Source organism: Geoglobus acetivorans (assembly GCF_039641995.1).
Taxonomy (GTDB): Archaea; Halobacteriota; Archaeoglobi; order Archaeoglobales; family Archaeoglobaceae; genus Geoglobus; species Geoglobus acetivorans.
This window is the reverse complement of the sequence record NZ_CP087714.1, coordinates 251,173-271,754: the sequence shown is the minus strand read 5'-3', so window position 1 is coordinate 271,754 and position 20,582 is coordinate 251,173. Positions and strand designations below refer to the sequence as shown.

The window sequence follows — 20,582 nt, the reverse complement described above, 5'->3', positions numbered from 1 at the left end:
TCCAGGAGGTGATACTGGTGGGAACGGTAAAGCCAGCATATATCAAGAACATCGCAATGGAATTGCTCAAGAAATACCCGGATGCATTCACAAACAGCTTTGATGAAAACAAGAAGCTCGTTCAGGAGTTTACCAACGTAAGGAGCAAAACTGTAAGGAATAGAATAGCCGGATACATTACAAGAAAAATAAACAAGGGCTGGAAGAATGTTTGAGGGTGTAATCCCTGCCCTCGTAACACCATTTAAGGAGAACTTCGAGGTCGATTTTGAAGGTATTGCGAGGAATCTGGATTACCTCGAAAAACATGTTTCAGCGTTTGTGCCTACTGGCACCACAGGAGAAGCTGCTACTCTGAGCTATGAAGAACACATAGAAGTTGTGAGATACGTCTGCGAGGTTTCGAAAAAACCGGTTATCGCAGGAGCAGGGTCCAATTCCACGAGAGAGGCTGTTTATCTCGCAAAGGAGGTTGAAAAAGCTGGAGCCGATGCGGCAATGTTCGTAACACCCTACTACAACAAGCCAAATCAGGACGGGCTTGTGGAACATTACAGGGCTATTGCGGAAGAGATCGGCATTCCCATGATCGTCTACAATGTCCCGAGCAGAACCGGGACCAATATTCTGCCGGAGACTGCCAGAAAACTCTCAGAAATCGACAGCATCGCAGGAATAAAGGAGGCCAGCGGGAACCTGAAGCAAATAGCCCAGATAATAAAGCTTTGTCCTGACGATTTTACAGTCCTCTCTGGAGATGACTTTCTCACCCTGCCAATTATGCTAATGGGTGGAAAAGGCGTAATCAGTGTCACAGCCAATGTTGCACCTCATTTAATGAACGAGATGTACCAGGCATTTGTTTCAGGCAACATTGAAAAAGCAAGAGAGGTCCACTACAGACTGATGCCGCTTTTTGATGCCCTGTTCATAGACACCAATCCAATCCCGGTCAAAAAAGCTCTCGAGCTTATGGGCCTTGCGGGAGGAAAACCAAGACTTCCCCTTGTGGAACTGAGCAGCGAAAAAACAGAGAGGCTCAAGGCAGTTCTGAAGGACCTTGATCTGATTTAGTGTATTCTTTATTCCAACACTCAGTCCCTCACCCAGTCGCTCAGATAGAGCCTGTAGGTCTTTCCAAACCTCTCACGGTAGATCAAATCCTTTTCCTCGAGCTTTTTAACAATCATGGATACCTTTGATGTGGAGAAGCCTGTTCTGAAGTGCAGGCTGTCCTGTGTGACGCCCTCATTTTCCGCAATGATTTTCAGTACCTTCTTTTCGTCCTCCTCGAGGAGTTTTTCCGCAACTGCGAGTGTTTCTGGAGTTTTCCTGTATTTGCGAGACACATGAGTTTCAGACGTGATTCCCGCCCTTTTCTTCGATTTGTCTTTAAAACAGATGACGAAAGGAGTAACAACCAGTGTTATTCCAGCAACAGACAGAATTGACGGCAAATAAGAATAGAATGAAGAATAAACAGAAGGATGCATCATCGTGCATTCGTTCTGATATGCCTGAGACCCCGAAATCACAAAAGAAGACAGTATCATGAACATGCCAACAATGACTGCCGCAAGATGACCGGGCCTCATGAAAGATATTGAACGGTGTGGAAAATTAAACATTACTCTCCTTCACGCCTGAACCGGAAGTATGGGTGGCTGCTTGAAATCCTGAACCATCCCCTCATTCGATAAACATTTATGAAACGTCTCCTATCTCAAATCATCTTCGTTTTCACCCCCAACACATATTGCCCCTTAAGACATAGTTATGTTCAGAGGTGATGTAAAATGATGGGTTACGGTGGAATGATGGGTGGCTACGGGTTCGACGGCATGGGCTATGGCTATGGCCTTGGATTCATCTGGCAGATAATCTGGCTGGTGGTGATCATAGCAGTAATTTATCTGGTGATAAATGCTCTCAGCCAGAACAGGGGCGGTTCAAGCGGTTCAAGCTCTGGAGAGGAAAGCAGAGCGCTCAGAATTCTTGACGAGAGGTTTGCAAGGGGAGAGATAAGTGCTGAGGAGTACAGGAAGCTCAAAGAAGAACTTTTGAAATAACTCAGCCAAAAATCACGTCCAGCACGTCCCCAATGACTCCCTTCTTCCCCTCAACAATATCCAGCCTGTAAAACTCAGTGTAACCGCAGTAGAGGCACGAAACTGCGAGGTACTTATTCATCTGAATGTCCAGAATCTTGCTAAGCCCCGTCCCGGTCATGGCAAGCTTTTTAGCCTCTGCCTTCTCATTTCCGCATTTTGGGCACTTGAATCTTGACTCGAACTCGCTTTCGAGAGACATGGTTAAAGATGGGTTTTGATTCTAAAAATTTTTTCCACCCTTTCGTGTGGGGGACTGTCAAATTAACACCCCCAGATTATACAACCCCACAAAACCCTCCAACCAGCTCTGCACAGAATCAAACGAACTCCTGAACGGAAACCTATTAAAGAACCTCTTTGTTCTTCCTTTAAGCAGAGAAAAGAACCCTTCAACTGCATTCCTTTCTCCGAAGGTCTCATGCTTATACTTCAACCCCAGTCTTTGCAGAGCCAATTTATACCTGAATCTCCTATCAACGACAATTTCCGGTCTATTTTCATAGAATCCAAGTACCTCTTTGAGAAAAACGTAGGCATGGAAGGAACTTCTCCCCTCAGAAGCCCAGATGAACAAATACTCTTTCGTATCCACGTCAATTGCGCTCCAGACGAAGATCTGTTTGTTTTCTAACTTCATTTTGGTTTCGTCTATTGCAATCAATCTCCTCTTCTTCTTTTCAGGTGGTTTCAGAATTCTTTTAATTCTGTGGTAGTAGATTCTTATTGATTCGTGGCTTATTTTCTCAAACAAAGAGATGAATTTGCTTGCTTTCCTTAAAGAGAGTCCGTAGAAGTAAAGCAAAGCTGAGAGGATTTTTAGTTCCACTTTCTTTCTGTTCCTCCGGAAAAGTTTTTTAGCTTTGATCTCTTCTATCAGTTGGGTTATTGCGGGGTGCATGTGGTTTATTTTTTGTTTTTATTTTTTAGTGTTATTCTTGACAGCCCCTTCGTGTGGTTGGTTTTTATAATCTGGAGGTGATGAACTATATGATGGATTTCAAAACCTTGGTTGGCGAGGTTGTTGCAGTTGCAAAACCAAAGCTTGTTGCAATTTTTGGGTCACAGGCAAGAGGGGACGCTGGAAGGTTCTCGGATATTGATGTGCTTGTTGTGACGGATAGCGATGTGGTTGCTGAGAAGCTGAACACAATGCGAAAGAGTAATGTCGAGTTTCATGCCCTGTCAATGAAAAGGGCGCTCGAACTTGTTCACAGGAGCGATCCGTTTTTCAAAAAGATTTTGAGTGAGGCTATCCCGCTTTACGGCCATTTTTATTTATCATTCCTGAGAGAGGTAGCGGAAAATGTTGGAAAAGGCAAAAATATGGCTCGAAATGGATACAGAAAAAACTAATTCTCACGTTGCCTCTAATTCTTACTGGTCTTAGCTACACTTCTTTATTGATTGTATCACCCATGCAAAAGAGTTCCCGTTTTAAAGCGTTAAACCTCTTTTTTCCAACCCCCGGGACTTCCAAAAGCTCCTCTATACTCTCATACGGCCTGCTTACCATTATACGCCATGCCAGTATTCTTCCAATTCCTGGGAGGCTCCTCAAATCCTCTTCGCTCACTATATTTATCTCCCTCTTAAGCCGTTCCCATATTGGGTCTCCACTAAAAACCTTTATTTCATCCTCCAGGGCTTTTTTGTGAGCCTCTTCAACACTCAGTCCTTCTGCACGGTGCTTTATCTCCTGAAGCTCATGAAAGAGGATATACCTCTCGTACTCTCTAAAGCGCTCAGATATCCAGATCTCGTTTAGTGGTATTCCAAGCTTATCTGCAGCAGGAGGATGAATGAGCTGACCATCGTAAATCACGCGATAACAGGCGTTGTAGTCTTTAATAACCTCATGTGGCACATAAACTATCCTATAACCAAGTCTCCCGGCTTCCGCTCTCGGATCCATAGATGACCCCTTACCTATTTTTCAGTGAAGGTTTTAAACTTCTGTGCCTGATGGTTGCAAAAATCGTACAACTGTGGGTTAAGCCAGTCCAACAAAGGTTGAAGTCACAGGGGGCACTTCCCCAGGAGATGGGCATTGAAATCCAGCTATGCACTGCATAAATTGTTGTGGGCAATGGAGACCATTATTTTCGAAAGTAAATTGAATGCCCTATTATCGCATTTTTACATTACGTCGTAAACCAGCCCTTCCTCGGTCACCCTCGCATGCTTGCTCAGCCTGTGCCTTCGCACACTGCTCGCATCTATTATGTGCAGAACCTCAAAACCGAGAACAGCATGAAGGTAGTCGGAGAGAAGCATCCTGTGGCACCTCCAGTAGAGCTTCTCGGCGCACATAACTGCAACTCTTCTTTCCTTTGCCATTTCTGCAAGCATCTCGGCAGCATGCCTGAACTCTTCGGTTAGCATGTAATCGGCGTAGTTTCTGAAACCCTCGCTTTCTATGGCTGTGTTCGGAGAGTTTTCGAGGACTTTTCTTCTGTAGCCTCCAAGCTCTTCGAACCACACATACTCAATCCCGTTCTCTGGCAGTGCTTTTTCGAGATGCACTTTTTTGAAGTGGTCAAACTTTGAGCCCGGAAATCTCCTGACGTCGGCGAGAGCGGCTATTTCGAACCTTTTCAGGATTCTGAGGAATTCGTCAAAGCTCCTGCTGGAGTGGCCGAGGGTGTAAACTGCTGGTTTTTTGGACATTACGGAATTTGGTCTGAACATGGAAACTTAAAGATTTCACAGCTCCTGTCGATTTGAGGGGATGTGAGGGATATGTTATCTTCTTCCTCTTTTGGTGTAGACGAAAGCTATCAGGGATATGATGAGTGCTGTGACCGAAATCAGGAGCAGCCAGTCATATTGTGCTCCCATAGCCGGATATTCTGGTATACTCTTTCTTTTCATCGTTCTCAGCAAAACGGCGGTAAATGTTAGTATTGCAGAAGCAGCAATGCTGATCACAGGCAGGATGATCCTCAGCTTTCTCCATTTCAGGACAGACCTGCCGGAGTCTGTTACTTCGTAGTAAATCCATTTTCTGCCATCTTCAATTCTCTTCACATATCCGGCATTTTCGAGAATTTTCATGTGGTACAGTATCGTTGGTTTGGATAGATTCAACGCCCTTGAGAGCTCTGACACCGTGTGCTTCCTCTCATTGAGCATTTTCAGAATTGTCACTCTGGTCTTGTCGGCAAAAATTTTGAGATCATCTACGGGAATTTCTGGTTCTGAGTTCACTTAAACGGGCTTTTTTACCTTTTTATAAATTTTACGAAAATGTTAGATACTCACCTAACATTTCTGATGTTTTTATATGGTTATACTTTAGAATTAGGTACAATATAAGGTACAATATAGTGACCAGTTTAAAAATGGAGGGGGGTGAAGGATGAAGAAAGCAATCGTACTAGGAATATGCTTGCTGGTAGTGTTAGCCGTAGGAGCGGTTTCTGCAGAGGGTATTAAAAAGTACAACGATAGTAAACATTCAAAGATACAAACACTATTCAAACCCATAGATGCAGAAGCTCGTAAATATATAAACGAAAACGATATCCTATTCTCCCAAGACATCGATAGTTTTGCAGGATACATAGTGAAAAGATATGGAGAGAATTTAGATCTAATTGTTGATGAGTTGGAAAACGTTGTTGGAAAAAGTTTAACAAAAATAGATAAAGAGGAACTTAAGTTCCTAATAGTCAGGGAACACTTAAGCAAAATTCTCCACGAACATAATGGCATCCAAAATGCCTATAAGCAAGAGGTAAGACTGATTCCCATCGATACTTACAAAGATTCTACGTATACTTATATGGTTTTTTACGCACCACTAAGCAGCGATATTCCATATCCGATATACTACTGGATACAGGTTTCTCCCGATGTTAATGGGGGAAGCGGCACAGATGATGCCGGTAATAGTTACAATGTCAATGGAAATAACAGCCTTTACAAAGTTTCCGTGGAGTATTCGTCGAATTACGTGAAATACACGTTGCATTTCTATGATGAAGACCACCCAGACCCGACATTGGATGCAACTTACGATGCTTGGAGGCTGATATGGTATGGCAGGACCGAAGACGTAGAGAGCTTTACCGTACAAGATGGCGTAATAAATTTCAATGACATATGGGATAACAACAAAACCTATGCGGAGTGGTGGGGACAACACGGTGATATAACGCGCAACTACACCAGCAGCACTAAGGTGTATGTTAGCAACGTCTGGAATCATGCTATGGACACCTTGGACAAAAACCTAGGCATGGATAAGGTTTGGTTGTATACTGGCTGGGGTTAAATTTTATATTTTAAACTTTATGTTTGGTGTAGAAATGAGCGTTTACAAACCTTTAACCTATCTGGTGGTTTTTATCTTGATGGTGTGGTCGGCAGGCCGAATAATAATAGCTTTTACAAATCCAGAATCGTACTTCATTGGTTTTAAACTGGGTGGCTTGCCAGCAGCTGTACACCTATTAATAAGTGGTTTGGTTGGGATCGTGCTCGTCTACATGCTTTTAAGAGGTTTAAAAGTTGGAATAATTGTGTCAATAGCATATTTTGGATACAATTTTGTCGAGTCTGGAATGTCTTCTTTGTTGTTGCATGGCGAACTCTCATTTTCGTATATTTCTGCACTTGGATTATTTTTGTCAACAATCTTGTTATCTCAAAAACGTTAGACTTGTTTGCCTTAAAAGTGAACAGCGAGGCTAAAAAACTGCAATCGCCAATTCAAAATAGCGAACACTTTTTTACTTCGTATTTGAGCTTTACGAAAATGTTAGAAATTCATCTAACAAATTCGTTATTTTTTTGGTGAATTAATGAATTGACGAATTAAAAAGAAATGGAGGGGGTACTTGGTGAAAAAGGCTGTGGTGTTGGTGTTGCTTTTTGCCATAATTGGAAGTGCATTAGCAGCACCAATAAATGGTAACGAAAAAAGTCCAGCAAAGAACGGAGAAATCAGCGAGTTTTACGCAGGTAGAGAGGTGAAAGCTATTGTATCTGAGGATGGTTATTCTCTAATAGACTTAAAAACTGGAGATACAATTCTTTTAGTCAATTTCACAGCTATAGAAGAGAATCTTAGTGGCAAACCAGCAATTACAAAGGAAGAGGCTGTTAAACTGGCAACTCAGCTATGTGGTCCTGCATACACACTAGTTAGAGCTACTGAAAATCCATACGATTTTGACATTCTATTTGAAAGACGGGTTAATGGGATTAGTGTTTTCGGAGAAAACTGCTACGTTTCTGTGAACAAAATGACAGGCAAGATTGCAGCTTACAGGAAAATGCCTGTGAGGGAGATAACATTCAAGCCTGAAGTAAAAATATCTAGGGATGAAGTTATAAAAATGACTGGTGCAGTCGACGCTAAACTTATACTCATTCCACTGAAAGGAACATTCTGGGTCACATCTAAGCCCAATAGTACAATTATCAATGCCGTTACTGGAAAGGAATTGAGTAAAAAAGAGATAGAGGCTCTTAAGGAGCTATATAAAACGACAGTAGATTTTAACGAATTGGGCAAAATGTCAGTCGAAAAAGACCCTGGAATAATGGCGACTGACAATAACCAAGGTGCAGTATTCAGAGACGATGACGACATCACGAAAGATGACATTATGGCTGCAAAAGAATCAATGGAGAAACAACGCCCATATGGTGAACTCGCTTGGGACCCTTATGTTTCGGATTATGATGTGGTGGGCAGTGAAAGTACAGTAAATTTTATCTTGGAATATTTCGAGGGGGTCTACTTCTCTGGACATGGAAACAACGATTGTATAGGGATTGGTGGTGACAACCAATATTGTTACTGGGAGGCTTCAGGTAATCTACAGACAAGGGTGTTTGTGGTAAGCGCCTGTTATGCAGGGAACAATTTTGCTACATACCTGAATAACAAAGGAGTTCAATGTGTGATAGGGGCTTCTAATACCATTTCTGATGGAGGAATATGGTGGTCGGAGTGTGCGAATTGGGCGGACATTTTCTGGGATAAGGCCACCGGAAATATTGATGCTGGTTATCAGCGAAGTGCACATACGGCAAGGATAGAAACTAACACGGACACTTGGCTTAACTGGTGCGATCTTGATGTAGAAAAAGGGAATTGCAATACGTACATTTAGTCATGCTGGCCGACTTTCTCCTTCCGTGGGCGTTTGGAAGCCAGTATTCCCCTCTTTTTTACTCGTTGATAACCAATGGACTTGCCCTGATGGCTTATCCCTACATTAGCAAAACGAGGTTGGCTGGAAAAGTTAGAGTGCTGGCAATCCTGTTCGTCTTGTGGCTTTTGAATCTGGCGGGTCTCGGACTGGCAATACTTATGTTCAGAATCGAGAGCATCCTGCTCTGGAAGATCACGGGTGATTACAGAGTGATGAGTGACATGGTTAAAGTTACGGTTTTGGGGATACCGGGTAAAACTGTAAGCAACCTTCTTTTCTCAGCTGCAAGCATCCCGGGAAGCGCTCTTATGGGATATGCATCCTGCTATGCATATCTGCATGCTGATAAAAAGAAGGTAATTGTCTACTGGATTCTAATAAACTTCTTGGTAACGTATGTCGCAGTAAGCGTGGGTTTTTGCGGGTATTCTCCATGGAAGTGCTGAAAGCCACAGCAGAAGGCCGCACGAAGTACGTATTATGGTGACCTCACGTACCTCGGATCCGGAGCGGGCGAAGCCTGAGGCAGGCGGAGAGGTGGTGCAGAGAGAACATGAAATTGCTGAAACGGCTGGGCTACGACAGGGCCAATCCGCAGAGCTACGTGGCTTTTAAGCGCACGCTTAACTCTATGGATCCGAAGATGATCCAGCGCATAACAGCGAAAGTGAAGTATCTTAAGGGAGAATTGAAGGCGCTATGGTTTTGAATTTTTTGGTAACCTTTTAGCCATCTTTCCTAAACGAATCTATCTTTCCTTATGACAGTTACTTCGGGGAATCTCTCTCTTAACCCATTAACCCATTCATCGTATCTCGTAGGGTTTACAGTTACGTCAAATAGAACGACTATAACGTGATTGAAGTGCCGGGAATACCTAAGTAACTTATCCGCTATGGATTGGAGTTCTTTAAATCCTGTTGGTCCTTTAACCTCTATTGCGATATCACCTACAACTATGTCTGGCCTCGAAGATCCTCTTTGTTCTTCTATCTTTACGTCTTGGAATTTGGCCTTAAGCCATTGATAGAGTTCATTCTGATAACTGCGTTCATTTTGATAATATTTAACCGGTCTAAATTCCTTTATTTCCTCTATAACTTGATTGTAGTAATCCATTATTTCAGATTCTTCAAGTGTGACCCGTACGTCTCTTTCATTAAGTTTCTCCTTTTTTTTAGAGTAGGCGAAATATATTATACCCCCAACGAGTGCAACCGATACCCCAACCAAACTTGCTGTTACAAGTGTTCTAATGGCATTCTGGACTACAGGAGTGTCCCAGAATACGTAAGTAAAACCAACTACGAGTATTATTAGGAAGACCAACTTCTGGAGAGGTGAGAACTCGCTTAAGTCGATGTTATCCAGACCCGTATCCAACTCATCAAAATAGAGACTGTTTGATTGCGCTGATTTATCTAATCTTTTAGTTCTTGAAATCTTTCCTACTTTCGTTTTTTGGGATCGTGATTTGCTTTGTGTTCTCTTTTTCTGAGTCTTTTTACGCCCAAATGATGCAATTTGCGATCTTTCGACGTCTCTCTTAAGGGCTTTTCTGTCTCGCTCTATACTTTTCCGAAAATCGCGCATCTCTTTTTCCAGTTGATGGTAAAAGTTGTTAACTTCTGAAAAAGGGTCTGGGTCTTTTCTTTTACGTCTTTTACCCATAATTGAATATTAGTACTTATACAATTTTAAAATTTACTATGATCTCATGAACTCTCGTTGTACATGTTGTGGTTTTAAAACTCCCTCAGCGCTTCGAGCACCACATCCGAGTCATACCTCTTGTGGATGTACTTCGTATCTCCTCACTTCTCGTCGAATACGATGTCCACCAACCTGAGCTTCTCCAGCACGTTCAGAATCAACAAGATTGAAAGACCTCCAGTTGAGTATTATATCGGTTTCAAAAGATCTAATCTTTTCCTACTAAAAGTTTGGGATTTGAACATAAAGTAATAGAGCCACGGGCGGGATTTGAACCCGCGACCTCGTGCTTACCAAGCACGCGCTCTACCTGCTGAGCTACCGTGGCCTGCAATGAAGGTAGGGGCTTAGTTTTAATAAATTTGCGGTGTGAGTTATGAACCCCCGCGGGGACATAATGAAAGAAAGAGGGTTCAGCCCCCTCCAAAATAGCTGTGCAGCACGGGCGATCCGCAATTCTGCAGACCTGACACACCTGCATGAAACCCAATCATTTCAGTTTAGTAAATGCATACATGTGAAAAATAAAACAGAACAGAAAAATTTATTATCTCACGGTCATTCCATGCCCAGAATGCTTGAGGTAAGGGAAGTGCAGAAAGCCCTCGGAGATTTTCGCCTGGGGAAGATATCCTTCACAGCAAACAGAGGAGAAATTTTCGGCATCCTTGGACCGAACGGAGCTGGAAAAACAACAACCCTGAGAATTGTGGCCGGAATTCTGAAGCCAGATTCGGGAGAGGTCACGTTCTCAGGAAAAAGTCCCGAAGAGGTCAGAGATTCGATTGGATATCTGCCGGAAGAGAGAGGACTTTACAGAAAGTGGAAGGTCAGAGAGGTTCTGAGATATTTTTCGGAGCTTAAAGGCAACAGTGCTGACACAGACTACTGGCTCGAGAGGTTTGGGCTTACAGAACATGCCGGCAAAAGAGTAGATGAGCTCTCAAAAGGAATGCAGCAGAAGGTTCAGCTGATAGTCGCCATACAGCACGATCCGGATTTGCTCATACTGGACGAGCCCTTCTCTGGACTTGATGCAGTGAACATAAACCTCGTCATGGAACTCGTGCGGGAGATGAGGGAGAGGGGCAGGTGTGTGGTGATCTCCACCCACATCCTCAATCTTGCCGAAAGACTGTGTGACAGAGTTCTGCTGATCAACAAGGGCATGGAAATCCTCTCCGGCAGTATAGACGAGCTTTCCGGTGATGAAATTTGCGAGGTGGAGTACGTCAGGGATGGGAGAGTCGTGAAGGAGATCACGGACAGAAGCCTGAGGGAGCTGCTCGATTTGGGGTATGACATCGTGTCGTACAGGAGGCGAAGGCCGTCGCTGGAAGAGATCTTCCTGAAGGAGGTTGGAAGATGAGAAAAGCCATTATCGTGGCAAAGCAGGAGATCAGGGTAAACGTGAGGAGAAAAGGGTTCATACTCGGAGTGGTGGGGCTGCCACTACTGATTCTGGCGTCCTTTTTCATTCCTCTGCTATTCATAGAGAATCTGACGCTGCCAGAAGTCTTCAAAGCTGGCGTTGTGGATAAAGCCGGAATATTAAATCAAAGCGAAATTCTCGTTAGTAAAGAAGAAAAAGCGCCCCTGAACGTCTCGAAAAAAATGAGAGTCGTTTTCGTGAAGTTTGACAGCAGGGATGATGCTGAAAGGGCGTTTCAGGACGGGGAGATCGACGCCTACTATGTGATTCCAGAGAACTTTGAGGAAACTTTCACCATACTCAGGAAAAGCCGTGGACTTGTAAACGCCGACGAAGTCCTTGAGCAGACCATTGCAAGGAATTATGGAGATGTCGCCTACAGGTTTGCTGTGGGAGTGAGCTTTGAGGATATTGGCAAGGGCGGGAAAGAGCTGGACTTTCTGGCAGCAATGTTCCTCCCCCTCCTGCTGTTCGTGGCAATCTTCTCCTCCTCAGGATACCTGATGCAGGGCATAGTCGAGGAAAAGGAAAACAGAGTGATGGAGGTACTGCTGTCCTCAGCCTCGCCTGATGAGGTCTTTGCCGGGAAGTTCATCGGCAGTGCCGTTACAGGACTGATGCAGGCATCGGTATGGCTTGCGCTTGCAGGTTTCGCCTCCACAATCCTTGCCTTCATGAAGCTCATCAGTCTCTCGGCAATACTTGTGTCAATCGTGTACTTCATCCTCGGCTACCTCCTTTACGCGTCAATCCTTTCCGCCATAGCATCAGTCTCCAGCACCTTAAAGGAGGCCCAGCAGGCCACGTCAGCCATAGTCTTTGTCGGCATCTTCCCTGCACTGTTTCTTGGACAGATGATTTCGTTAAACCCGGATGCACAGGTCTTCAAGGCAATCGCCCTCTTCCCGCTGACAGCTCCGGCGCTCATGCCCTCGCTCTACCTCTCGGGCTCAGCGTCCATAGCCGATGTTGTGGCAGGGATGCTGTTGCTGCTCGCCACCTCGATCATAATGCTGAAGCTCTCTGCGAAGGTGTTCAGGTTTTATGCCCTGACATACACGAAACCCCACTGGAAAGAAGTTCTCAGGAGTGTCATTAAAGTTCGCGGAGAGTAGTTTCTCATTTTTCTAAGGATTTTTCGTGTCAGTTTCCGACCAAAATCCTTAAATAACCGACGCAGCCTTACCATGTATTGCCGACGGTCATAGGGACGGGGGAAACACCCGGACTCATTCCGAACCCGGAAGTTAAGCCCTGTCCCGTTCCGCGTTGTACTGCCTTCCGAGAGGGGGCGGGAAGCGCGGAAACTGTCGGCACCCCTCCCCTTCTGCGTTCAAATTTCTTGGCGATTTTGCAAGGCAATAAGCCTACCTTAGCCATCCACCGTTCATAAGACCATCAGGATTTCCAGAAAATGGAGAAAATATTCAGAGGAAATGTCAGATTCTTCTTCTGTCAATCACTCTCTTGGCCTTGCCCTCAAACCTCTGAAGTGTTCCGGGGTTCACAACTTCAACCCTGGCCCAAACATTCAGAACGCTTTTCAGCCTTTCGGAGATTTTCTTTTCAAGCTCGAGGATGTCAGAAGTCCTGTCAATTTTTGCCCTCTCGCTCAGTTCAACATGTATGGTCATCACATCAAGCCCATTCTCAGCCCTCTCGAGGATTATCATGTAATGCTCACCCACTTCAGGAACCTGCATGAGAACATGCTCTATCTGGCTTGGAAAGACATTGACTCCTCTGACAATTATCATGTCGTCCGCCCTGCCGAGAATCCTCATTATTCTCGGATGGGTTCTTCCACATGCACATTTTTCCTCCTCAAGGACAGTTATATCTCCCGTCCTCCACCTTATCAGAGGCAGAGCTTCCTTGCTCAGCGTGGTTATCACAAGCTCACCCTTTTCGCCCTCACCCACCTGTTCCCCGGTCTCTGGATCTATAACCTCTATCAGAAAGTGATCTCCCCAGATGTGTATTCCGTTTTTCTCCTCACATTCTGTGAACAGCGGCCCACTGAGCTCAGAAGTCCCGTAAACATCATAAGCTTCAATTCCGGTTTTGTTTTCGATCCTCTTCCTGGTCTCCTCACTCCAGGGTTCCGCACCGAATATGCCCATTCTGAGCTTGGTGTCGCTCGCAATATCCACTCCCATCTCTTCAGCCTGCTCAGCAAGATAGAGCATGTACGATGGCGTGCAGGCTATCACTGTCGTATTCAGGTCCTTCATAAGCTCAATCTGCCTTGCAGTGTTTCCCGCTGAGATTGGAATCACGGCAGCACCTATCCTCTCCCCAGCATAGTGGAATCCCAGCCCTCCGGTGAATAGTCCATAACCGTAGGCGATTTGCATAACGTCCTCTCTTCTGACTCCACTGGCTACGAGACTTCTTGCAAGGCTCTCCACCCAGACGTTCAGATCATTCTGAGTGTATCCCACAACTGTTGGTTTTCCCGTGGTTCCGCTTGAGGCGTGGAACCTCACAACATGTGAGAGCGGGACGGCAAACATACCGGTGGGATAGTTGTCCCTCAAATCCTGCTTTTTCGTGAAGGGCAATCTGTGCAGGTCTGAAAGACCTTTAAAATCCGCCGGATGTATTCCTGCCTCTTTGAACGTTTTTCTGTAAAACGGAGAGTATTCATAAACGTAATTCACAAGAGACCTGAGCTTCCGTTCCTGAAGTTCTTTAAGATCGCTCTTAGGCATCGTTTCAACAAAGGAATTCCAGTACATGATATTGCCAAAGATTAGCACAATTTAAACGTTTTGATTGTATCTCAGTTTTGCCAGAAAGTCCATGACATAGGGCATGTCTGGAATCACAGCTACCGGTTCCCTGAATTTCCCATATAAAACCACCAAACGGTCCTCAATTCTGTACCCATGGATCCTGTCCCACCTTGTCAACTTTCCATCAATTACAATACCTTCCTCAGCCAGAACAGTTTTTTGAGAGAGTCTTCCAGCAATTCCCCCAAGCAAAGCCATATACACTGCCGGGAAAATCAAGCTGTTGACGTATCTTTCCGTAATCAACGAAAAAAGCAAGCCAGGAACCAGATAAACCAGGGTAATTATCCAGAAAAACTCAAGTCTGATGATTGCTCTGATGACTTCTCCTGGTTTAACCCGTGTTTCAGCGATAGGCCGGATTGAAACGTCATCAACCCTGACACTTTCTCTTTCGACTCTGAAAACCACAAAAATCATTGTAAGGAGAGATGCTATGAAAATCAGCACTGATGCAAGAAGCTCCACCATGCCAGACGCCCTGTATGTGGCGTATGCAAGCATAAATCCGGAAATTGCGAAAAATGAAGTCCCCGCAACGAGCATGATTCTGTGCTTTGCAGACATTGAATACCTTATTTCTTTTGCATACACAAAGAAAATTTGTTCTTTCAATATATAATTTTACCTGGTCTTTTTCAGCCTCTCCTTCAGATTCTCCGACTCCTCCCAGCTCTCCTCAACCTTCCTCACAATATCCAGAATCCTCTCAATCTGCACATCGACCTTCTCGAAAACATTCTGACAGAACATTTCAGAAAAACCTCTGATTGCGGTGAGCGGGTTTCTTATTCGGTCCACAAGAGTCATCATGTGTCGTATGTTCTTATCGAGCTGTTTCAGAACGAGATCTTTCTCCCTTTCCACCTCTATACTGTGTACGGCAAAAGCGATATCCTCGGCAAGGGTCTCCAGCAGTCTGACCTCTCTGCCCGTAAGTCTCGATTTACTCTGTATCGCCATCACGCCCCTGATTTTGCCTTCATACATCATGGGGAACACGTAGCTGTGAAATCTGCCACCCGCATCAACATGCGGACAGTTTCTTGGATGCCTCTCGGGAGGGTAATGGCGCATTTGCATTGAGTCCAGTGCCCCCTTGATACAGAGATACTTTGAAAGGTCTTCCCGGCTTTTTATGGTTCTCGCCCCACCTCCGTAAGCCACAACACCATCGTCTGAAAAAACCACCACCATTACGTTAAGGTAGTCTCCAAGCACATCTACAGATTTTCTAACAAGCGTATCCAGGTCTTTTTCCTTGAGCATCAGCTCATTAATTCTGCTAATTCTTTTCAGAAGCCTGTAGGCTCTGATGAGCTGCCTCTCCCTCTTCTTCAGCTCCTTTTTTATGTAATATTCCTTGTAAAGGGCAAAAATCGAAACGACTGCGAGTATCGAGAACCCGATGTATACCCACTTCGGTATCTCTTCCTCCTCATAACCGCCAACCCATTTATCGAGACTCGAATAATATATGGAACCGCTATTGTTTTTCAGCTCGGCGAGGTGGAAATCTATCGCCCTGAGCAGATGCTCTTTGCCTTTGGGTGATGCGAATTTCAGCTCAACCGGTGAGAAGACGATGGGTGTCATCTTCAGACCGTACTTCTTGCAGTACATCTCCCCAAACAGCCGCGATACTACCCCCACATCAGCCTTTTTGTTCTTCACAGCCTCGAGAACGTCCCCGTAATCCCCAACAACGTCAACAAAGTCGCATTCCAGCCCAAAAGACCTGGTCAGTTCCTTCAGATTCTCAAAATATACGTCATCTTTAACACCCGCAATTGTCAGCCCATCGAGGTCGAGAATGGAATCAATCCCGGACCTGCCACAAACCACGCCCCAGTTGGAGATTACCGTTTCATTGCCGAAGCTCAGGGTTTCTGCTCTCTCCTGCGAGTAGGCAACATCGGGCATCAGATCAATCTCTCCCTTCTGAAGCTTGTCGAGCAGTACGGGAAAGGTGGAGTGAACGTACTCTATTTTCCAGCCCTCCTTCTTTGCCACATATTCAAGAATATCTATGAACAGACCCTTAGCCTCACCATTCTCATAGAATACCAAAGGAGGGTTGTTGTAAACGCCTACTTTAACATCTACGGCGGTTACAGGCAGGATAAGAAAAATCAGGAGGATGAGTGTGAGGAAGGCTGGCTTCATCATTGCGGAATATCGTTTGCAATATTTTATAGTTTTTCATTCTTAATGGCGTTTTTAAATATTGGTAAATATGGTAAACGTTATTAAAAACCCCAGCAAAAACACAGTCGTGGACATCGTATTCGGAGGAGGAAAATACGGGCTTGAAGCTGCAAGACATCTCATCTCGGAAGGCAGGGAGTTTGTGGTTATTGATGTTGACGAAAACTGTCCTGTGAGAGTGAATTTTGATCTGCCAGAGTACCGAAAGGGAACAAGAAAGAGCTCGTTTGTGAAGGGTGGAATGAGGGAGCTCATTGACATATTTTTCGATCTCCAGCCGGAATACGTCTTCCCCACCGCCCCCATCCACGTTGCCGGAGCATTCCTCATGGAGCACCTCGGCTTTGAGGTGTGGTACGAGGGCGTGGACTTTGCTCTGGCAGGAATACCGATGAAGGTTGTCGTTTCAGCAGGCAGGGGGAGCGTGGTTGTGAGCTACAACAGGGACAGGGATTGCATTCCGAAGTGCAGGGCTCCGGACGTGTGCCCTGTCACGGGGATAAAGAAGCCTGCCCCAATGTACGAGCTTGTGAGGTTCGCAGTACCCGATGGATTCGTCATAGAGAGTCACTACCTCCAGCCCGGGCTTGGCGCGATCAGAGGAGAGAGGCTGAGGGAAATGGTGGAGTGGGCCGAAAGCAGGGAGAATGCCCTTGTGGCAACGGCCTGCAGGTGCCATGGCGTGATAACAGCCCTGAGGATGGCTGAAAGATGAAAATCGTTACGTTCAACGTCAATTCAATCAGGGCAAGGCTGCACATAGTAATTCCATGGCTTAAGGAAAACAGGCCGGACATTCTTTGCATGCAGGAAACAAAGGTGGACGACAGAAATTTTCCCGAAAGTGAGTTTTCCAGGGCGGGATATCAGGTCTACTTCTCCGGCATAAAGGGGAGAAATGGCGTGGCAGTTGCAACACTCCATGAGCCGGAAGAGGTTCTCATCGGCATGAACGGAGAGGAGAGGGACAGGGTGATTACCCTGAGGTTTGATAACCTCGCGGTCACGAACGTATACGTGCCTCAGGGGCAGAGCATAGAGTCCGAGAAGTACCAGTACAAGCTCGACTTCCTGGGGAGGTTGAGAGACTATTTGAGGGAGATCGTGGACTTCAGCGGCAATCACGCGGTCTGCGGGGACATGAACGTTGCGCCTGAGGAGATAGACGTCCACAGCCCCCAGAGGCTCAGGAACCACGTGTGCTTCCACATCGATGCGAGGAACGCTTACAGAGAAATCCTGTCCATGGGCTTTGTCGACCTCCTCAGGAAGTTCCACCCGGAGGAGAGGGTTTACACGTTCTACGACTACAGGGTGAGGAACGCGATAGAGAAGGGCTTGGGGTGGAGGGTTGATGCCATACTCGCAACACCAAAGCTTGCAGAAAAGTGCAGGGACTGCTACGTTGACATCAGACCGAGGTTGATGGAGAGGCCGAGCGATCACCTGCCCTTGATAGCGGAGTTTGACCCATGAAGCTGTTTGAGAACATCTACGCCTACACGTGGGGAAGCGCTTTCTACGACTCCTCCAACAGCTACGTAATTTCAGATGGTGAGACTGCCATAATCGACCCCGGCACGTACAAGAGCTACACCAACCTGTTCGGTCTGCTGAAAAACGACAGGATTGAGAGCGTGGATTACGTGCTCAACACACACCTTCACAAGGACCACTGCGAGAGCAATCAGATGTTCATGAAAAAGGGAGCATTGCTGGGATTTGACGAGAGAGACAAAGTCATTTCCCAGTTTGGCTTCTCATCAGACCTTAAACTCGGAAAGGCGTTTGTTGTGGGCAATACTGAGATTGAAGTTATCAGAACTCCTGGCCACTCCCCTGGAAGTCTTACGTTCTACATTCAGAAGTATGACGTGGCGATAACCGGTGATCTGATTTTCGAAGGCGGAATTCCTGGCAGATTTGACCTGTATGGGGGTGACAGGCACGAACTCGTGAAGTCGCTCGAGAAGCTTAGAGAGCTTGATGCAGAGTACATCCTGCCAGGGCATAAGAGGATAATGAAAGGCAGAAAGGGGATAGATTCAATGCTTGAAAGGGCTGTTGAGATGGTTGGGTTATACTGAGTTCAAAAAATAAATGAAAAAATTATCGACCCCTTCTCAGAGCATATACTGCAACCAGAAGTCCAACGGTAGAGAGTATCAGCTCAAATCCAGGTGTTTCTTCCTCTTTCTCCTGTTTCGGTGTTTCCGTGGCCGTAGGCGTTGAGACAGGCTCCGGGGTTGAGGTGTGCTCAGGGGTCGGGGTGGGTGTTGGTGATGGTGGAGCAGGGGTTGGAGTTTCGACAGGCTTCAGCTCCTCCAGATTGCCCAGCATGAGTTCTCCGGTCAACTGAGTCATGGCCGCAACCTGCCTGTAGAACAGATCCTTGTCAAACTTCTCAATTCCGGTTGAAGTTGCCCAGTAGGCTCCCTGAGTGCCCATCGTGGCAAAGGCCGGAACCTTCCACTTCCTCGCTATCTTGCCCATTCCGTACCATATTCCCTGGGACTCACCATGCACTCCGGGCCTGTCAACGCACTGAACCTGCACCCTCGGCCACCCGCTATCCTTGACAGCCTTGATGGCCATGTCTATGAGCTTCTGGTTGTTCTGAGTCCAGAGGAAAGATGGCTCAACAAGCCCTGTTGGCTCGAACTTGTTGCCGACCTCACGGTACTCCACCTGCCCCAGATGCTCCATTGCAATGAGGCCAACGATCTTTTCCTTAACTTCTGGATGTTTTTCCAGCCAGTCGTATTCTGCCCACTGCTCTTCCTTGCCCGGCATGTAGTGTCTCGAATCGAGGTAAACCATAAGGGTTCTCGGCCTTTCCTCCTGCGGTATGTGGGAGAAATATCCAACAACTCCCAGCAGCCCCAGAGCACCGTTTTCCTGTGAAATGGATGGTCCATCAGTGTGAGTTATCAGCAGTACTATCTCGTCATCAGGAGTTCCGTAGTTCTTGCCCGGAAGGAATCCTATGAGCTGGTACACCTCTGCGGGTTCTTCTTTGGCAACAAGCCTCAGGGTTGCGTTCTTTCCTTCAAGAGCCGCCTGCTTTACAGTCTCTCTAGCCTCCCTGTCAAGGAACAGGGTTGGAACACCGAGCACAGATGATGGAACGGGGAACGTGTAAAGTCCGGCAGCCCGGTCATAGCTCATGTTGAAAATTACCAGCCCGCCAGCGGCTTTACCCTCTGCCATTATCTTGGCAAAACTCCTAACCTGATTGAGCTGGTACCACACATCCAGCGAAACGGTCACGTTTGTTGAGACGGGAGTGTGGATTGGTGGAAACGTCTCTGGATCGGAAAGGTACTCGTAATCATTGAACGTAAACAGGGCCAGATACTTCGGGCTGTAGGGTGGTTTGGGGTGGGGTGCAACGGAGAAAACGACAATCTTGCCCTCAATGGACTCAGGGGGATTTGCCGGGTCATAATACACGAGAGGAGCAGTAACTCCATCTTCATCCGTTGAACCGGAATATGCAGAATAGCTGGCCACCCTGATCTTTACCCCATCGACGTAGAGGCTCCACCCGCTGTCATCAGGCCACTCCGTCGTGTACCATCTCGTGTACGTCCAGTTGTTCCTGATTATGTCCACAACACCGTATTCCTTCAGCTTATCCTCCAGAAAGTTCATGTAGCTCTGCCATGCAGGGCTTCCTGCAAAGGTTGGCCCCCAGGCGTCCTTCATTTCATGCCATCTGTAGAACTCGTCCGCAGAGATTATCCATTCCGGGTTGACGTTATTTACGCTATACTCGTATGGTTCTTCTGCTCCAGCAGCACTGACAGCAGCAAAGGCCATAACTATGGCCAGAATGGCTGCAGCAAAGGCTGATTTCAACAAAATACCGTAATTTTTTTCAGACACAGTATCACCACAGTTCTGGCATATTGGAATTATAATATTTAAAAATTACTGAATCAGAAACCGAAATCCGAGCGGACAAAATTGCGCATATCCCGAAACCAACACAATTTGTATTACTAATGTAATACAAAAATTAAGCTTATATTTCCTCATGCAAATTTCCAGTCATGGCGTACAGCTACATGTTCGAGTGCGAGGTTGGTGGAGGTCTTACGCATTACGTCATGCCCGGGGAAGACTCCCCGTTCTAATTTTTTGAGGTGAT

The 20,582-nt window shown here is 45.9% G+C and carries 25 protein-coding genes, 1 tRNA gene and 1 rRNA gene; 15 read left to right on the top strand and 12 right to left on the bottom strand.

Annotated elements, in window-relative coordinates; genetic code table 11:
• Positions 1-17 precede the first annotated feature (17 nt).
• A complete protein-coding gene (locus LPQ35_RS01575; RefSeq protein WP_048093845.1) occupies positions 18-215 on the top strand; it encodes a 30S ribosomal protein S17e in 198 nt (65 codons plus the stop codon).
• Positions 208-1,074 carry a 4-hydroxy-tetrahydrodipicolinate synthase gene (gene dapA, locus LPQ35_RS01570; protein ID WP_193806499.1) on the top strand — a complete coding sequence of 289 codons (867 nt, stop codon included), beginning with the start codon at positions 208-210 and terminating at the stop codon, positions 1,072-1,074. The genes LPQ35_RS01575 and dapA overlap by 8 nt, the downstream gene beginning before the upstream one ends.
• Before the next feature lie 20 nt (positions 1,075-1,094).
• On the opposite strand, the gene LPQ35_RS01565 is transcribed toward dapA, so the two are convergent.
• On the bottom strand, positions 1,095-1,595 hold the full coding sequence (locus LPQ35_RS01565) for a DUF7343 domain-containing protein (RefSeq protein ID WP_193806501.1): 501 nt from the start codon (positions 1,593-1,595) through the stop codon (positions 1,095-1,097).
• 201 nt (positions 1,596-1,796) lie between these two features.
• Between LPQ35_RS01565 and LPQ35_RS01560 the strand changes: the two genes are divergently transcribed.
• Entirely contained in the window at positions 1,797-2,069 is a 273-nt protein-coding gene (locus LPQ35_RS01560; RefSeq protein ID WP_193806504.1) for an SHOCT domain-containing protein, read from the top strand.
• 1 nt (position 2,070) lies between these two features.
• Here LPQ35_RS01560 and LPQ35_RS01555 read toward each other — a convergent pair whose 3' ends face one another.
• Positions 2,071-2,310 carry a zinc ribbon domain-containing protein gene (locus LPQ35_RS01555; protein WP_193806506.1) on the bottom strand — a complete coding sequence of 80 codons (240 nt, stop codon included), beginning with the start codon at positions 2,308-2,310 and terminating at the stop codon, positions 2,071-2,073.
• Between the two features lie 57 nt (positions 2,311-2,367).
• On the bottom strand, positions 2,368-3,009 hold the full coding sequence (locus LPQ35_RS01550) for a DDE-type integrase/transposase/recombinase (protein ID WP_193806508.1): 642 nt from the start codon (positions 3,007-3,009) through the stop codon (positions 2,368-2,370).
• An 89-nt stretch (positions 3,010-3,098) separates the two neighbouring features.
• On the opposite strand from LPQ35_RS01550, the gene LPQ35_RS01545 reads away from it, so the two are divergent.
• A complete protein-coding gene (locus tag LPQ35_RS01545) occupies positions 3,099-3,464 on the top strand; it encodes a nucleotidyltransferase domain-containing protein (RefSeq protein WP_193806510.1) in 366 nt (121 codons plus the stop codon).
• A gap of 34 nt (positions 3,465-3,498) precedes the next feature.
• Here the strand turns inward: LPQ35_RS01545 and LPQ35_RS01540 are convergent, their stop codons facing one another.
• The 3 genes from LPQ35_RS01540 to LPQ35_RS01530 form a co-directional block, all read right to left on the bottom strand.
• Complete coding sequence (locus tag LPQ35_RS01540) at positions 3,499-4,023, bottom strand: helix-hairpin-helix domain-containing protein (protein WP_193806513.1); 525 nt, start codon at positions 4,021-4,023, stop codon at positions 3,499-3,501.
• A 224-nt stretch (positions 4,024-4,247) separates the two neighbouring features.
• The gene (locus LPQ35_RS01535; RefSeq protein ID WP_193806515.1) at positions 4,248-4,778 is read right to left on the bottom strand and encodes a DUF488 family protein; all 531 of its coding nucleotides are present in this window, start codon (positions 4,776-4,778) and stop codon (positions 4,248-4,250) included.
• Between the two features lie 75 nt (positions 4,779-4,853).
• Positions 4,854-5,318, bottom strand: a complete 465-nt coding sequence (locus LPQ35_RS01530) for a metalloregulator ArsR/SmtB family transcription factor (protein WP_193806517.1) — start codon at positions 5,316-5,318, stop codon at positions 4,854-4,856.
• Positions 5,319-5,469: 151 nt separating this feature from the next.
• On the opposite strand from LPQ35_RS01530, the gene LPQ35_RS01525 reads away from it, so the two are divergent.
• The 5 genes from LPQ35_RS01525 (at position 5,470) to LPQ35_RS01505 (ending at position 8,987) form a co-directional block, all read left to right on the top strand.
• Positions 5,470-6,387, top strand: a complete 918-nt coding sequence (locus LPQ35_RS01525; RefSeq protein WP_193806519.1) for a hypothetical protein — start codon at positions 5,470-5,472, stop codon at positions 6,385-6,387.
• 34 nt (positions 6,388-6,421) lie between these two features.
• A complete protein-coding gene (locus tag LPQ35_RS01520; protein WP_193806520.1) occupies positions 6,422-6,772 on the top strand; it encodes a hypothetical protein in 351 nt (116 codons plus the stop codon).
• Positions 6,773-6,955: 183 nt separating this feature from the next.
• Complete coding sequence (locus LPQ35_RS01515) at positions 6,956-8,236, top strand: hypothetical protein (protein WP_193806521.1); 1,281 nt, start codon at positions 6,956-6,958, stop codon at positions 8,234-8,236.
• A gap of 2 nt (positions 8,237-8,238) precedes the next feature.
• Positions 8,239-8,724 carry a hypothetical protein gene (locus LPQ35_RS01510; RefSeq protein WP_193806522.1) on the top strand — a complete coding sequence of 162 codons (486 nt, stop codon included), beginning with the start codon at positions 8,239-8,241 and terminating at the stop codon, positions 8,722-8,724.
• Positions 8,725-8,831: 107 nt separating this feature from the next.
• Complete coding sequence (locus LPQ35_RS01505; protein ID WP_193806523.1) at positions 8,832-8,987, top strand: hypothetical protein; 156 nt, start codon at positions 8,832-8,834, stop codon at positions 8,985-8,987.
• A gap of 29 nt (positions 8,988-9,016) precedes the next feature.
• Here LPQ35_RS01505 and LPQ35_RS01500 read toward each other — a convergent pair whose 3' ends face one another.
• Both LPQ35_RS01500 and LPQ35_RS01495 read right to left on the bottom strand, forming a co-directional pair.
• On the bottom strand, positions 9,017-9,949 hold the full coding sequence (locus tag LPQ35_RS01500) for a hypothetical protein (protein WP_193806524.1): 933 nt from the start codon (positions 9,947-9,949) through the stop codon (positions 9,017-9,019).
• Positions 9,950-10,246: 297 nt separating this feature from the next.
• Positions 10,247-10,319 (bottom strand) — tRNA-Thr (locus LPQ35_RS01495).
• Positions 10,320-10,565: 246 nt separating this feature from the next.
• Here LPQ35_RS01495 and LPQ35_RS01490 point away from each other — a divergent pair.
• The 3 genes from LPQ35_RS01490 to rrf all read left to right on the top strand — a co-directional run bounded on the left by LPQ35_RS01490 (position 10,566) and on the right by rrf (position 12,739).
• Positions 10,566-11,360, top strand: a complete 795-nt coding sequence (locus LPQ35_RS01490) for an ATP-binding cassette domain-containing protein (RefSeq protein WP_193806525.1) — start codon at positions 10,566-10,568, stop codon at positions 11,358-11,360.
• On the top strand, positions 11,357-12,538 hold the full coding sequence (locus tag LPQ35_RS01485) for an ABC transporter permease (protein ID WP_193806526.1): 1,182 nt from the start codon (positions 11,357-11,359) through the stop codon (positions 12,536-12,538). The genes LPQ35_RS01490 and LPQ35_RS01485 overlap by 4 nt, the downstream gene beginning before the upstream one ends.
• Before the next feature lie 79 nt (positions 12,539-12,617).
• Positions 12,618-12,739, top strand: a 5S ribosomal RNA gene (gene rrf / locus LPQ35_RS01480).
• Between the two features lie 123 nt (positions 12,740-12,862).
• Here rrf and LPQ35_RS01475 read toward each other — a convergent pair.
• From LPQ35_RS01475 to LPQ35_RS01465, 3 genes are read right to left on the bottom strand one after another with little or no spacing between them, the layout of a single operon-like run.
• Positions 12,863-14,164: an AMP-binding protein gene (locus tag LPQ35_RS01475; RefSeq protein WP_193806528.1), complete on the bottom strand. Its 1,302-nt coding sequence runs from the start codon at positions 14,162-14,164 to the stop codon at positions 12,863-12,865.
• A 24-nt stretch (positions 14,165-14,188) separates the two neighbouring features.
• Positions 14,189-14,815 carry a hypothetical protein gene (locus LPQ35_RS01470; RefSeq protein WP_193806530.1) on the bottom strand — a complete coding sequence of 209 codons (627 nt, stop codon included), beginning with the start codon at positions 14,813-14,815 and terminating at the stop codon, positions 14,189-14,191.
• Between the two features lie 30 nt (positions 14,816-14,845).
• Positions 14,846-16,387 (bottom strand): transporter substrate-binding domain-containing protein, encoded by a 1,542-nt coding sequence (locus tag LPQ35_RS01465; RefSeq protein ID WP_193806532.1) that lies wholly within the window; start codon positions 16,385-16,387, stop codon positions 14,846-14,848.
• A 109-nt stretch (positions 16,388-16,496) separates the two neighbouring features.
• On the opposite strand from LPQ35_RS01465, the gene LPQ35_RS01460 reads away from it, so the two are divergent.
• The 3 genes from LPQ35_RS01460 to LPQ35_RS01450 are packed head-to-tail and all read left to right on the top strand — an operon-like array spanning position 16,497 to position 18,516.
• Complete coding sequence (locus LPQ35_RS01460; protein WP_193806534.1) at positions 16,497-17,144, top strand: hypothetical protein; 648 nt, start codon at positions 16,497-16,499, stop codon at positions 17,142-17,144.
• Positions 17,141-17,905: an exodeoxyribonuclease III gene (gene xth / locus LPQ35_RS01455; RefSeq protein ID WP_193806536.1), complete on the top strand. Its 765-nt coding sequence runs from the start codon at positions 17,141-17,143 to the stop codon at positions 17,903-17,905. Before LPQ35_RS01460 ends, xth begins: the two co-directional genes overlap by 4 nt.
• A complete protein-coding gene (locus LPQ35_RS01450; protein ID WP_193806538.1) occupies positions 17,902-18,516 on the top strand; it encodes an MBL fold metallo-hydrolase in 615 nt (204 codons plus the stop codon). Before xth ends, LPQ35_RS01450 begins: the two co-directional genes overlap by 4 nt.
• A 22-nt stretch (positions 18,517-18,538) precedes the next feature.
• Here the strand turns inward: LPQ35_RS01450 and LPQ35_RS01445 are convergent, their stop codons facing one another.
• Positions 18,539-20,317, bottom strand: a complete 1,779-nt coding sequence (locus LPQ35_RS01445; RefSeq protein ID WP_193806540.1) for a PGF-CTERM sorting domain-containing protein — start codon at positions 20,315-20,317, stop codon at positions 18,539-18,541.
• Positions 20,318-20,582 lie beyond the last annotated feature (265 nt).

Coding starts and splice junctions, on each gene's coding strand:
- dapA (WP_193806499.1), top strand. CDS start 208: ATGTTTGAGGGTGTAATCCCTGCCCTCGTAACACCATTTAAGGAGAAC.
- LPQ35_RS01565 (WP_193806501.1), bottom strand. CDS start 1,595: ATGAGGCCCGGTCATCTTGCGGCAGTCATTGTTGGCATGTTCATGATA.
- LPQ35_RS01560 (WP_193806504.1), top strand. CDS start 1,797: ATGATGGGTTACGGTGGAATGATGGGTGGCTACGGGTTCGACGGCATG.
- LPQ35_RS01555 (WP_193806506.1), bottom strand. CDS start 2,310: ATGTCTCTCGAAAGCGAGTTCGAGTCAAGATTCAAGTGCCCAAAATGC.
- LPQ35_RS01550 (WP_193806508.1), bottom strand. CDS start 3,009: ATGCACCCCGCAATAACCCAACTGATAGAAGAGATCAAAGCTAAAAAA.
- LPQ35_RS01545 (WP_193806510.1), top strand. CDS start 3,099: ATGATGGATTTCAAAACCTTGGTTGGCGAGGTTGTTGCAGTTGCAAAA.
- LPQ35_RS01540 (WP_193806513.1), bottom strand. CDS start 4,023: ATGGATCCGAGAGCGGAAGCCGGGAGACTTGGTTATAGGATAGTTTAT.
- LPQ35_RS01535 (WP_193806515.1), bottom strand. CDS start 4,778: ATGTCCAAAAAACCAGCAGTTTACACCCTCGGCCACTCCAGCAGGAGC.
- LPQ35_RS01525 (WP_193806519.1), top strand. CDS start 5,470: ATGAAGAAAGCAATCGTACTAGGAATATGCTTGCTGGTAGTGTTAGCC.
- LPQ35_RS01520 (WP_193806520.1), top strand. CDS start 6,422: ATGAGCGTTTACAAACCTTTAACCTATCTGGTGGTTTTTATCTTGATG.
- LPQ35_RS01510 (WP_193806522.1), top strand. CDS start 8,239: ATGCTGGCCGACTTTCTCCTTCCGTGGGCGTTTGGAAGCCAGTATTCC.
- LPQ35_RS01505 (WP_193806523.1), top strand. CDS start 8,832: ATGAAATTGCTGAAACGGCTGGGCTACGACAGGGCCAATCCGCAGAGC.
- LPQ35_RS01500 (WP_193806524.1), bottom strand. CDS start 9,949: ATGGGTAAAAGACGTAAAAGAAAAGACCCAGACCCTTTTTCAGAAGTT.
- LPQ35_RS01490 (WP_193806525.1), top strand. CDS start 10,566: ATGCTTGAGGTAAGGGAAGTGCAGAAAGCCCTCGGAGATTTTCGCCTG.
- LPQ35_RS01485 (WP_193806526.1), top strand. CDS start 11,357: ATGAGAAAAGCCATTATCGTGGCAAAGCAGGAGATCAGGGTAAACGTG.
- LPQ35_RS01475 (WP_193806528.1), bottom strand. CDS start 14,164: ATGTACTGGAATTCCTTTGTTGAAACGATGCCTAAGAGCGATCTTAAA.
- LPQ35_RS01465 (WP_193806532.1), bottom strand. CDS start 16,387: ATGAAGCCAGCCTTCCTCACACTCATCCTCCTGATTTTTCTTATCCTG.
- xth (WP_193806536.1), top strand. CDS start 17,141: ATGAAAATCGTTACGTTCAACGTCAATTCAATCAGGGCAAGGCTGCAC.
- LPQ35_RS01450 (WP_193806538.1), top strand. CDS start 17,902: ATGAAGCTGTTTGAGAACATCTACGCCTACACGTGGGGAAGCGCTTTC.